Annotated in this window: 11 protein-coding genes; all 11 read right to left on the reverse strand. The window is 71.1% G+C overall.

The window, feature by feature from the left end:
• Nucleotides 1-34 precede the first annotated feature (34 nt).
• Nucleotides 35-745 (reverse strand): phosphoadenylyl-sulfate reductase, encoded by a 711-nt coding sequence (locus tag STRTUCAR8_RS36600; RefSeq protein ID WP_006381322.1) that lies wholly within the window; start codon nucleotides 743-745, stop codon nucleotides 35-37.
• Entirely contained in the window at nucleotides 742-930 is a 189-nt protein-coding gene (locus tag STRTUCAR8_RS36605; RefSeq protein ID WP_006381299.1) for a hypothetical protein, read from the reverse strand. The genes STRTUCAR8_RS36600 and STRTUCAR8_RS36605 overlap by 4 nt, the downstream gene beginning before the upstream one ends.
• Nucleotides 927-2,621: a nitrite/sulfite reductase gene (locus STRTUCAR8_RS36610; RefSeq protein WP_006381317.1), complete on the reverse strand. Its 1,695-nt coding sequence runs from the start codon at nucleotides 2,619-2,621 to the stop codon at nucleotides 927-929. The genes STRTUCAR8_RS36605 and STRTUCAR8_RS36610 overlap by 4 nt, the downstream gene beginning before the upstream one ends.
• Before the next feature lie 123 nt (nucleotides 2,622-2,744).
• A complete protein-coding gene (locus tag STRTUCAR8_RS55445; protein ID WP_309486338.1) occupies nucleotides 2,745-2,828 on the reverse strand; it encodes a putative leader peptide in 84 nt (27 codons plus the stop codon).
• Between the two features lie 106 nt (nucleotides 2,829-2,934).
• Nucleotides 2,935-3,510, reverse strand: coding sequence for a GNAT family N-acetyltransferase (locus STRTUCAR8_RS36615; RefSeq protein WP_006381311.1), 576 nt, complete (start codon nucleotides 3,508-3,510; stop codon nucleotides 2,935-2,937).
• Nucleotides 3,511-3,689: 179 nt separating this feature from the next.
• The gene (locus STRTUCAR8_RS36620; protein WP_006381316.1) at nucleotides 3,690-5,087 is read right to left on the reverse strand and encodes a hypothetical protein; all 1,398 of its coding nucleotides are present in this window, start codon (nucleotides 5,085-5,087) and stop codon (nucleotides 3,690-3,692) included.
• Between the two features lie 215 nt (nucleotides 5,088-5,302).
• Nucleotides 5,303-6,580, reverse strand: a complete 1,278-nt coding sequence (locus STRTUCAR8_RS36625; RefSeq protein ID WP_044473516.1) for a helix-turn-helix domain-containing protein — start codon at nucleotides 6,578-6,580, stop codon at nucleotides 5,303-5,305.
• 351 nt (nucleotides 6,581-6,931) lie between these two features.
• Nucleotides 6,932-8,566 carry an acyl-CoA dehydrogenase family protein gene (locus tag STRTUCAR8_RS36630; protein ID WP_006381328.1) on the reverse strand — a complete coding sequence of 545 codons (1,635 nt, stop codon included), beginning with the start codon at nucleotides 8,564-8,566 and terminating at the stop codon, nucleotides 6,932-6,934.
• Between the two features lie 74 nt (nucleotides 8,567-8,640).
• Nucleotides 8,641-9,636, reverse strand: coding sequence for a 2,3-diaminopropionate biosynthesis protein SbnA (sbnA, locus tag STRTUCAR8_RS36635; protein ID WP_006381331.1), 996 nt, complete (start codon nucleotides 9,634-9,636; stop codon nucleotides 8,641-8,643).
• A gap of 94 nt (nucleotides 9,637-9,730) precedes the next feature.
• Complete coding sequence (gene sbnB / locus STRTUCAR8_RS36640) at nucleotides 9,731-10,768, reverse strand: 2,3-diaminopropionate biosynthesis protein SbnB (RefSeq protein ID WP_006381292.1); 1,038 nt, start codon at nucleotides 10,766-10,768, stop codon at nucleotides 9,731-9,733.
• Nucleotides 10,765-11,747: TauD/TfdA family dioxygenase (locus STRTUCAR8_RS36645; RefSeq protein ID WP_006381307.1), on the reverse strand; the 983-nt coding region annotated here is incomplete at its 5' end. The genes STRTUCAR8_RS36645 and sbnB, both read right to left, overlap by 4 nt.

Genomic DNA, 11,747 nt, shown 5'->3' on the forward strand with positions numbered 1-11,747 from the left:
TGATCCTCGGGGGTGGCGGTCTCGGTCCGGTTCATCAGCCGTGCAGTCCGCACTCGGTCTTGCCGCGGCCCGCCCAGCGGCCGGCGCGCGCGTCCTCGCCCTCCAGCACCCGGCGGGTGCAGGGCGCGCAGCCGACGGACGCGTAGCCGTCCATCAGCAACGGGTTGGTCAGGACGCCGTGTTCGGCGACGTACGCGTCCACGTCGTCCTGCGTCCAGCGGGCGATCGGGGAGACCTTGACCTTCTGCCGCTTCTCGTCCCAGCCGACGACCGGGGTGTTCGCCCGGGTCGGGGACTCGTCGCGGCGCAGGCCGGTCGCCCAGGCCGCGTACCCCTTGAGGCCGCGCTCCAGGGGCTCGACCTTGCGCAGCTTGCAGCACAGGTCGGGGTCGCGGTCGTGCAGCTTCGGCCCGTACTCGGCGTCCTGCTCGGCGACCGTCTGGACGGGGGTGAGGGTGAGGACGCGGACGTCCATCACGGCTTCGACCGCGTCGCGGGTGCCGATGGTCTCGGGGAAGTGGTAGCCGGTGTCGAGGAACACGACGTCCACACCGGGCATGGCGCGGGAGGCGAGGTGGGCGACCACCGCGTCCTCCATGGAGGAGGTCACGCAGAACTTCTTACCGAAGGTGGCTGTGGCCCACGTGAGAATCTCCAGTGCGGAGGCGTTCTCCAGGTCACGTCCCGCCTGCTCGGCGAGTGCTTTCAGGTCGTCGGTCGTACGGTCTTCCTGAACCGTGGTCATATCTCGTCCCCTCCGGTTTCCCGGTGCTGAAATCCGCGGGCGAGGAGCCCGAGGAACTTCAACTGGAAGGCTCGATTGCAGGCTCCGCATTCCCAGGCGCCGTGGCCGCCTTCGGCGGACTCGCTCGGCCGGAGGTCCTCGTCGCCGCAGTAGGGGCAGTAGAAGGGGGCTGCGCGCTCGCTCATGACAGGGCCTCCTCGGAGGCGCGGGCGGCCCACGTGGCGAACCGCTCGCCGTCCTCGCGCTCGGCCTGGAAGTTCTTCAGCACGCGCTCGACGTAGTCCGGCAGCTCCTCCGAAGTCACCTTCAGACCACGGACCTTGCGGCCGAAACCGGCCTCCAGACCGAGGGCGCCGCCCAGGTGGACCTGGAAGCCCTCGACCTGCTCGCCCGCGTCGTTCAGGACCAACTGGCCCTTGAGACCGATGTCCGCGACCTGGATACGGGCGCAGGCGTTCGGGCAGCCGTTGAGGTTGATGGTGATCGGCTCGTCGAACTCCGGGATACGGCGCTCCAGTTCGTCGATCAGGGAGGCGCCGCGCGCCTTCGTCTCGACGATCGCGAGCTTGCAGTACTCGATGCCGGTGCAGGCCATGGTGCCGCGCCGGAACGGGGACGGCTTGACGGTGAGGTCGAGCGCTTCCAGGCCCTCGACGAGCGAGGCGACCTGCGCCTCCTCCACGTCGAGCACGATCATCTTCTGCTCGACGGTGGTGCTGAGGCGGCCCGAGCCGTGGGCCTCGGCGAGTTCGGCGATCTTCGTGAGGAGCGTGCCGTCCACGCGGCCCACGCGCGGGGCGAAACCGACGTAGAAGCGGCCGTCCTTCTGACGGTGGACGCCGACGTGGTCGCGCCAGCGCTCGACGGGCTGGTCCGGGGCCGGGCCGTCGGTCAGCTTCCGCTTGAGGTAGTCGTCCTCCAGGACCTGGCGGAACTTCTCCACGCCCCAGTCGGCGAGCAGGAACTTCAGCCGGGCGCGGGTACGCAGTCGCCGGTAGCCGTGGTCGCGGAAGATCGAGATGACGCCCTCGTAGACGTCCGGGACCTCGTCCAGCGGGACCCAGGCGCCCAGGCGCTGGCCGATCTTCGGGTTGGTGGAGAGGCCGCCGCCGACCCAGACGTCGAAACCGGGGCCGTGCTCGGGGTGCTCCACGCCGACGAACGCGACGTCGTTGATCTCGTGCGCCACGTCGAGCAGCGGCGAGCCGGAGATCGCCGACTTGAACTTGCGGGGCAGGTTCGAGAAGTCCTTGTTGCCGATGATCCGGCGCTGGATCACCTCGATGGCGGGCGTGCCGTCGATGATCTCGTCCTCGGCGATCCCGGCGACCGGCGAACCGAGGATGACGCGGGGCGTGTCACCGCAGGCCTCGGTGGTGGACAGGCCGACCGCTTCGAGACGGTTCCAGATCTCCGGGACGTCCTCGATGCGGATCCAGTGGTACTGGACGTTCTGCCGGTCCGTGAGGTCGGCCGTGCCGCGCGCGAACTCCTGCGAGATCTCGCCGATGACCCGCAGCTGGTCGGTGGTGAGCCGGCCGCCGTCGATGCGGACGCGCAGCATGAAGTACTTGTCGTCCAGCTCCTCCGGCTCCAGGATCGCGGTCTTGCCGCCGTCGATCCCGGGCTTGCGCTGGGTGTACAGGCCCCACCAGCGCATCCGGCCGCGCAGATCGTTGGGGTCGATCGAGTCGAAGCCCCGCTTGGAGTAGATCGTCTCAATGCGTGTCCGCACATTGAGACCGTCGTCGTCCTTCTTGAACTGCTCGTTCCCGTTCAGCGGGGTGAAGTGTCCCGCTGCCCACTGACCCTCACCACGGTGACGGCTCACCTTGCGGCGGGGCGCGGCGGCAGGGTTCTGCGGGGTGGCGGCCATGATTTTGGTCCTTCGGGACAGGCGGAAAGCGGCTCTTACCTGCGCATAAGGGCGCACGGTCAGACTGGCGCGGCTCTGCGCAGGCTGAGGCAAAGGGAGGAGATCGGCGGTGCTGAGGGCTGGTCAGCTCGCCGGACAGATGGCGCTGGACATGCGGCCGAGGTCGACGTGCCGCCGACTCACCAAGGCAATCCCAGTTCCAGACATGACGGAAGCGTGTCACGGCGATCTGGACACAGTCCAGCATTGTCCGTCATGTGGACACCCTTGTCTCGTACGGTGAGACGAGGGTGTCGTCGGTCACATGGCGGGGTCACGACAGGTCGAACGCCCCCGGCCAGGGCCCGGGTGCGGCGACCTCCGCCTCCTCCTCGACCTTGGTGTCGAAGAGCGCGAAGCCGCGGCGCAGGTAGTTGTCCATCGCGTGCTCACCGTCCTTGCTGCACGTATGCAGCCAGACCCGCTTCGTCGGCGCCAGGCCCGGCCACCGGTCCCCGAGGTCCCAGGCCCGGGCGGCCCCGTACGACAGCAGGTGCCCGCCGATCCGCCGGCCCCGGAAGGCGGGGATCAGCCCGAAGTAGACGATCTCCACGGCCCCGTCGTCCTGGGGCTCGAACTCCACGTAGCCCGCCGGGGTGCCCCGGTCGTAGGCGACCCACGTCTCCACGCCCGGGCGCTCCAGGTACTCCTGCCAGCGGGCGTACGTCCAGGTCAGCCGGTCGGTCCAGCGGATGTCGCCGCCGACCGAGGCGTAGAGGAAGCGGCTGAACTCGGGGGAGGGGGCTTCGGCGCGGACGACTCTGACGTCCCCGTCGGGGGCCTCTGCGGGGAGCAGGTCGGTCGGGGCGGTCTGTTGCAGGGACCAGGTGGTCACGGCGATGTTGCTCATAGGGGTCAGGGAACCACGTGTCGTTCGCCTGCGGGCCCGTGGGGGCTGGTCGCGCAGTTCCCCGCGCCCCTATCGGCGCGCTGTCGCGCGGCCGATTCATCCGCTCCCCTGGCGGCGCGCAGTCGCGCGCTCGCTCCGCCCGCGGCCGATTCATCCGCGCCCGGCCCCGCCCTGCGGGCTTATCTCAGGGAGTCGGCGATCTCGGACAGTGGTACGGCGTACAGGACGCGCTCCGGGACCGGGGTGCCGGAGCGGTTGTCCGCCGCCCGTTCCGTCAGGGACCAGACCTCGCCGGTGCCCTCCCAGTAGGAGAGGGACTCGGCGTGCTCGCCCCAGCAGCGGCGGGACTCGTCGTCGGAGCCGCAGCGGGCGGCCTTCGCGCCGTCGTCGTCCAGTCGCCACAGGGTGCCGTGCCGGTCCTTGGAGCCGGGGGCACGACCGACGTACCAGTCCGCCTTCTCCTCGCCCGCCGACCGGTACGACAGGACGCCCTGGATGCCCGTGGCCTTCGTCGAGAAGGCCTCGACCGCGTTCACCCGGCCGAAGGCGTTCGCGGCGAGGAGGCCGGAACGGTCGCCCGCGCGGCTGAACGAGTAGCGCCACAGGCGGCTGCGCTGATCGGCGTCCGCCGGGAACCACTCGCTCGCGACCAGGCTGTCGGGCGTGGAGCTGCGGTCCAGGGAGAGCGAGCCGAAACAGGGGGCGCCGTCGTCGGCCGCCGGGTCGCACGCACCGCCGGTGAGGCTGTACGAGGCGACGGCGGGCATGACGTACCCGTAGCCGTGCGCCGACCAGCCGCCGGACACCCGTCCGACCGCCGGACTGCTGACCGAGGCGCGCTGGATGCGGTTCATGTCGTAGACGTACAGGGACTTGCGGTCGGTGTCCGCGGCGGAGGCCGTGACCAGCAGCTTGTCCTGGTACCAGACCATGCCGGAGATCGAGGACTCCAGCTTGCGGTAGTTCGAGCCGTCCTCCGTCGGGACGACCAGGAGCACCCAGCGGTACGTCATGTCGCTCAGGTCGTTCGCGTCGATGACGGCGACCCGCGCCAGGCCCCGGGAGACCTCGGGCTCGTCCGGTTTGGCGTCGTTGTGCGTCCAGCCGGAGAGGATCACACGGTTGGCGCCCCAGCGGCCGTCCTCGTCCGCGTCACCGGAGGTGGTCACGGACTGCGGCAGCCAGCGCCGGCTGGCGGCGTCGGCCTCGTCCCAGCAGTACGCGCGGGTGGCCGTCGGGGCGACGGGCAGCGCCTCGGTCTCGGTCGGGGCACACTCGTCCGCGGCGCGCATCGTGCGGTTGGTGTGCTCCAGGACGGTGCTCACGCCCACCGTGCCGCCCATGGAGGTGGCCAGCCGGTCGAGCGAACTCTTCGACGCCAGATGCTCCTTGAGCTGGAAGTCCTTCAGCTCCGCGGCGGACGTCAGGGACTTCAGGGGCCCCGGGTTGTCGCTGCTCACGGCCTGGGAGGCGCTGACGATGGTGGCCGCGGCGGTGAGGGCGAGGGCGGTTCCGGCGAGGGCGCCGCGCAGCGCTCTGCCCCTTCTCTGCCTGCGGTGTCTGCCGCGATGTTTCATTCATCCTCCCGAGGCAGGCCAACTGCGGCTCGCGGTCCGTACGTTGAAACCGGGGACGCAGTGTGGGGGGCCGTGGGAAGGATGGTACGTCAGGGGGCGCCGGGCCTGGTCGAATACGCCGGAATCCATGCGCTTGTGTTGCGTTCGGGGGCCGTTCGGACGTGTTTGTTCACCCCGGCGTCACAGCCGGGTCACTGTGTGTCGTCCGGCGCCGTTCAAACCCCGGCCGCCCCCTCCGTCGCCCGGCCCCGTGCCACGGCCGTGGCCGTCGAGTGGGGCAGCAGATCGCGGGGATCGTCCGGGAGGAGGACGTCCACTTCCGTGTCCTCGCTGAAGCGGTACGGCCGGTGGTCCAGAAACGCCCCGAGATACCGCCGTATCCGCGACATCTCCGCGCGTACGGTCACGGTGCGGGCCGGGTCCCCGAACACGTCGTCGGCCAGGCCCGCCGCGCTGCGGCCCGCCGGGTGCAGGGCCAGGAGGTACAGCAACTCGGCGTGCCGAGGAGTCAGTTCGTGGGTCCAGGAACCCGCCGGCCCCGACACCGTCACCGACCAGCGGCGTGGCCGGCCCAGGTCCAGGACGATCCGGGAGGCGCCGCGAGCCTCGGGCTCGGCGGCGCGGATCAGCCAGCCGCCGGCCAGCGGCTCCACCGAGCACAGTCCCAGCGCCGGCAGCCAACGTCGGCCCGGGGACAACGACTTGGGCAGGGCGACGCGGCTCGTGTACGGCATTCCGGTGATCGCGGCCGTCCAGCCGTCCCGGTCCACCGCCAGAGCCCGCCCGCCGAGCCGCGCCAGCACCGGCGCCGCCGCCGACCGCAGCCGCTCCAACGACTGGTGGTGCCGCTCCCGCAGCCGCGCCTCGGCGAGCTTGGCGACCGAGTCGACCCAGGCGAGCGTGGCCGGATGCATCGTCTCCAGCGGCCCGCTGACATCGACCACGCCCAGCAGCCTGCCGTCGCGCGGGTCGGTGATCGGGGCGCCCGTGCACGTCCAGGTGGCGAGCGACCGTACGAAGTGCTCGGAGGCGAAGACCTGGACGGGGCGCCGGGCGACCGCCGGGGTGCCCACGCCGTTGGTGCCGACGACCTCCTCGGCCCAGTCGGCGCCGGGCTCTATCCCGAACCTGTCGGCCCTGCGCAGCACCGGTGTACTGCCCTCGCGCCACAGCACCCGGCCGTCCTCGTCCGCGACGAGCATGATGTGCTGGGTGGCGTCCGCGACCGACAACAGCCCCTGCCGCAGCACCGGGAGAACATGCCGCAGCCGGGACGTCTCGCGCCGCCGCGCCAACTCCTCGTGGGTCAGCAGCCCCGTCTGGACGCCGTGGTCGGGGTCGACGCCGCTGCGCAGCACGCGGTCCCAGGACTGGTCGATCACCGGGCGGGGTGCCAGTCGCGGCCGCTGTCCGGTGAGGCGGGCCGCGCGTACGTCACTGAGCAGCCGCGCCGCATGCGCCGTGTCACGGGCGGCCATCCGCGCGACGTCCATCGGCGGCTTCGCCACTGTGTCCTCCCGGCTCGTATTGACTCGATGTCTCATGGTGCCGCCCCGGGGGCGCGGAAGACCACACTCCGCACACACACGCCAACAAGTTGCAACCCCCTGCAACCCTGGTGAACCGCCCTGCGGTGGCTGAAACTTGGGCGACGCCGTGCGCGGTGTCCGTGCTCCCGAGCGATGCGGGGCAAGTGAGCGGGGGTGGTGCCGTGTCGGCGCAGCACCACTCCCGCGACAGGCTCCGCCGGTAGTGCGGTTATTTGGCTGCCGGCCGGTAGGGGCTTGTCGCGCAGTTCCCCGCGCACCTGTCGGGCGCTGTCGCGCCTACGACAGGCCGGATACTCAGCCCACCGGTCGGGCTCGGTCCACCACCTCTGCCAGGTTCAGGGTGTGGGGGAGGGTGCCGAAAGCGTTGCCCCAGTCGCCGCCCAGGCGGGAGGCGCAGAAGGCGTCGGCGGTTTCGGGGGGTGCGAACCGGACCAGAAGTGAACCCTGCAGGACCAGCGCGATCCGCTCGACCAGCCGTCGCGCCCGGCCCTCGATGCCTTCCAGGTCGGCGAGTTCGGTCAGCAGGTCCTTGATCGCGCCGTCCAGCCGGTGGTCCGCCCCGCGCGCCTTCCCGACCTCCTGGAGGAACGCGTTGAGCGCGGCGGGCTCCCGCTGGATCGCCCGCAGCACATCCAGCGCCTGTACGTTCCCGGCGCCTTCCCAGATCGAGTTGAGCGGCGACTCGCGCAGCAGCCGGGGCATACCCGACTCCTCGACGTAGCCGTTGCCGCCCAGACACTCGGACGCCTCCACCACGAGCGGGGTGCAGCGCTTGGTCACCCAGTACTTGGCGGCCGGCAACGCGAGCCGCAGGAACGCCCGTTCCTGTTCTCCGCCGTCGTCGTAGGCGGCGGCCAGGCGCAGCGCGAGCGTTGTCGCCGCCTCTGACTCCAGGGCGAGATCGGCCAGTACGTTGCGCATCAGCGGCTTGTCGACGAGTTTCCCGCCGAACGCCTCGCGGTACGTGCAGTGGTGCACGGCCTGGGCGACCGCCTGCCGCATCAGCGCGGCGGCGCCGAGCACACAGTCGAGCCGGGTCATCGCGACCATCTCGATGATGGTGCGCACCCCACGCCCCTCGTCCCCGACGCGGCGCACCCACGTCCCGTCGAACTCGATCTCGCCGGACGCGTTGGACCGGTTGCCCAGCTTGTCCTTGAGCCGCTGGATGCGGAACACGTTGCGGGTGCCGTCCGCCAGGACGCGGGGCAGCAGAAAGCAGGTCACCCCGCCGGGGGCCTGCGCCAGCACCAGGAAGCCGTCCGACATGGGCGCCGAGCAGAACCACTTGTGGCCCGTCAGCTCGTACGTCCCGTCCTCGGCGAGCGGTTTCGCGACGGTCGTGTTGGCCCGTACGTCGCTGCCGCCCTGTTTCTCCGTCATGCCCATCCCGAAGAGCACGCCGGCCTTCCGGTGCGCCGGGCCGAGCCCCTCCTCGTAGACGGTGGACGTCAGCCGGGGCTCCCACTCGGCGGCGAGCGCCGGGTCGGTGCGCAGTGCGGGCACCGCCGCGTGGGTCATCGACAGCGGGCAGCCGTGGCCGGCCTCGGCCTGCGACCAGACCACGAACCCGGCGGCCCGCCGCACATGCCCGCCCGGTCGCGTCCAGGCCGCCGTCAGGCCCGCCGAGACACCCTTGCCGAGCAGCCGGTGCCAGGCCGGATGGAACTCCACCTCGTCGATCCGGTTGCCGTAGCGGTCGTGCGTGCGCAGTTTCGGGGGGTTCTCGTTGGCGAGCGCCCCCCATTCCTGCACCTGCGCGGACCCGGTGGACTTCCCGAGCCCGGAGAGATCCTCCCGGGCCTCGTCCAGAAGCCCTGGATCCAGGTGCCGCTCGACGGCCGCCACCAGGGCCTTGTCGGCGGCGAAGACGTCATATCCGACCAGGGGCGGCACCTGGTTGGTCACGGTGTGGGTGCTGGCTGCCATACGAAGAACGTACCCCCCGGTACGGCCTTGTTCACCGGATTGCCCGCGGCGCAGCACCCGTGCCGCTGTCGCCGTCAGACCGGCCGGGAGAGGACCGCCAGTTCGTCGGCGGCCAGCGGGGTCATGTCCTGCTCGCCCTGGTGGGCCTCCAGCCACCCGGGGTGGTACACGGTGTCGAGGTAGCGCTCTCCCATGTCCGGGGCGATCGCCACCGCCGTGAGGTCACGGCCGTCGTGCCGGGCCAGCCACTGCGTCGCCCCGCTGATCACCGTGCCCGTGGACCCGCCGAACAGGAAGCCCCGGGAGGCCAGCCGACGGCAGACACCCACCGCGTCCGCCTCCTCCACACGGATCACCTCGTCGACGTAACTCTCGTCGAGCAGCTGCGGACGTACGCTCGTGCCCAGCCCCGGGATCATCCGGGGTCCCGGCGGCCCCCCGAAGGTGACCGAGCCGACGGCGTCCACGGCGACGATCCGCACCCGCCGGTTCCACTGCCAGAACCAGCGCGCGCAGCCCATCAGCGTGCCGGTGGTGCCGGCACCGACGAACAGGACGTCCAGGCCCGGGAACCGGCGGGCGATCGCCGGTGCTGTCGTACGGTAGTGAGCCCGCCAATTCCCCTGGTTGGTGTACTGGTTGAGCCAGACATACCGCTCGTCGGAGGCGCACAGCGCGCGGACGTACCCGATCCGGGCGCCCAGGAAGCCACTGCGCAGGTCGGGCTGGTCGATGACGTGCACCCGGCTGCCCAGCGCCTCCATCAGACGGATCGCCTGCGCGTTGCAGCGCGAGTCCGTCACGCACAGGAACCGGTAGCCCCGGCTCGCCGCGAGCACACTGAGCGCCACGCCCAGGTTGCCCGACGAGGACTCCACGAGAACGGATCCCGGCCGCAGCCTGCCGTCCCGCTCGGCGGCCGTCACCATCTCGTAGGCGGCCTTCATCTTGATCGAACCGGCGAAGTTGAAGCCCTCGCACTTCAGGAAGAGGGGGAGTCCCACGGTGGCCCGGAGGTCGACGTAGAGCTCATCCTCGTTGAAGTCCGATGGCTGCGAAATGACTGGCATGTTGTCCCCCTGTGTGCGGCGCGCCTGTGCTCGGCCCGCCTGATCCGTGGCACGACATCCGGTGACGGATGCTGCGTCCGACCCCCTGAGGAGGTCAGCCGTGCCGCCGCAGTTCGTGGAAGAAGCCGTCGACGACACGCAGTTCGCCGCGGCGGGCCACCTCGTCGTGGACGAACCTGCCGACGGCGAGGTCCAGCACTCCGAGGCCGAAGGGCGAGAACACCACCGGCCGGTCCACCGGGACCCTGGTCCGCCCGGTGAGTACGTCGTCGAGCGTGCCGTCGATGAACTCCCGCCCGCCGGTGAGCTGTTCGGCCAGGTGAGGAGAGGTCTCCGCCTTCAGGCAGTGCTCGACGTCGTCGACGTAGTTCGCCGAGGCGAGCAGGATCTCGGGCGCGAGGTCTCGCAACGAGACGTGCAGGACCAGCGGATGGTGGTCGAACCACGACACGTCGTGGATGTGCGGCTTCGCGGCGACGGTGGCGAACACCAGCAAGTCGCTCGACCTGACCAGTTGTTCGGCGCTGTCGTGGACGACGACCTTGCCGGCGCCGTCCGACCGCTCCAGATAGCCCCGGAAGCCGGCCGCGCTGTCGGCGGACAGGTCGAACACGCCCGTCTCGTCGAACTCCCAGCCGGTGGCCTCCAGATAGGTGTGGATGTAGCGCGCGATGAGCCCCGTCCCGACGAACCCCACCCGGGTCGGGCGGGCGCGCCCCCGGCTCAGCCGGTCGGCGGCCAGCGCGGCCGAGGCCGCCGTCCGGGACGCGCTGATGATGGAACTCTCCAGACAGGCGAACGGATAGCCCGTGTCGTGGTCGTTCAGGATCAGCACGGCCGACGCCCGCGGGATCCCCGCCGCGACGTTCTCCGGGAAACTGGAGACCCACTTCAGCCCGTCCACGTGCACGTCCCCGCCGATCGACGCGGGCAGCGCGATGATCCGCGACGACGGACGGTCCGGGAACCGCAGGAAGTACGAGGGCGGGTTCACCGAGTCACCGGCCCCGTGCAGCCGGTACACCGCCTCGACCAGGTCGACGACGTCCGACTCCCGGCCCTGGAGGGCCTGTTGGGCCTGCTCCCCGGTGACGACCGAGAACGGCGGAACGGTGACAGGGTTCGTGGTCATGAGGCTGTCCCTTCGGAGGAACCGGCGGAGCCGGTGGTGTCGGCGGAGTCGGTGCGGCGGACCGGGTCGGCCAGGGCGGCGAGGACCTCGCGCGGCCCCTCGAAGGGCTCCCGGCTGTGTGCCGTACGGATGTTGTCGACGAGCAGCAGATCGCCGCTTCGCCACGGATCGCGCACGGTGTGCGCCTCGTACACCTCGTTGAGGGTCTGGACGACGTCCAGACCGATCGGATCGCCGTTGCCGTAGCGGGTGTTGAAGGGGAGGCCGTCGGCGCCGTACACGTCGACCAGGTACTCGTGGACCTCCGGGTCCATCGTCCACTCGTTGAGGAACGCGATCTGGTTGAACCAGCAGCGGTGGCCGGTGACCGGGTGACGCAGGACAGCGCCGCGGCGCTGGCGGGTGCGCAGGGAGCCGTCCGGTTCCCAGGTGAACTCGATGGCGTGGGCCCGGCAGTAGCGTTCGACCGAGGCCCGGTCGGAGGTTCCGAACGCCTCGGCGACCGTCGCCCCTATCTCGTCGTTGAACGTCCGGGTGAGCAACCAGCCCTCCCGTTCGAAGCGTTGGACGAGTTCGGCGGGCAGCGCGTCGAGCACGGCCGCCGAGTCGGCCACCCCGGTCGCGCCGCCCTCGGCGGGCGCTTCGAGGCAGGCGAACATGAGCAGACCGGGGAACTCCAGTGCGTAGCTCAGCTCGTGGTGCATGCACATCGGCTGGTTCGGCGGCCACTTGGAGGACGAGTACACGCCGTCGGCGTACCGCCGCCGGGGCGCGAAGGCCTCCTGGTCGCTCATCAGGCCGTCGGCCAGCCGCCGCAGCACGGCGCCGGTCGCGCCGGGCTCGTGCAGGCCGAGGCCCCGCACCAGCAGCGAACCGTGCTCGGCGACGGCCGCCCGCAGCGCGTCCCGGTGGGCGCCCGCCCACTCCGCCGCGTCGGTGACGGGCGGGGTGCGCAGGGTCGGGGGCCGGCCGGGGAGCG

The sequence above is a fragment of the Streptomyces turgidiscabies Car8 genome, from assembly GCF_000331005.1.
GTDB lineage: Bacteria > Actinomycetota > Actinomycetes > Streptomycetales > Streptomycetaceae > Streptomyces > Streptomyces turgidiscabies.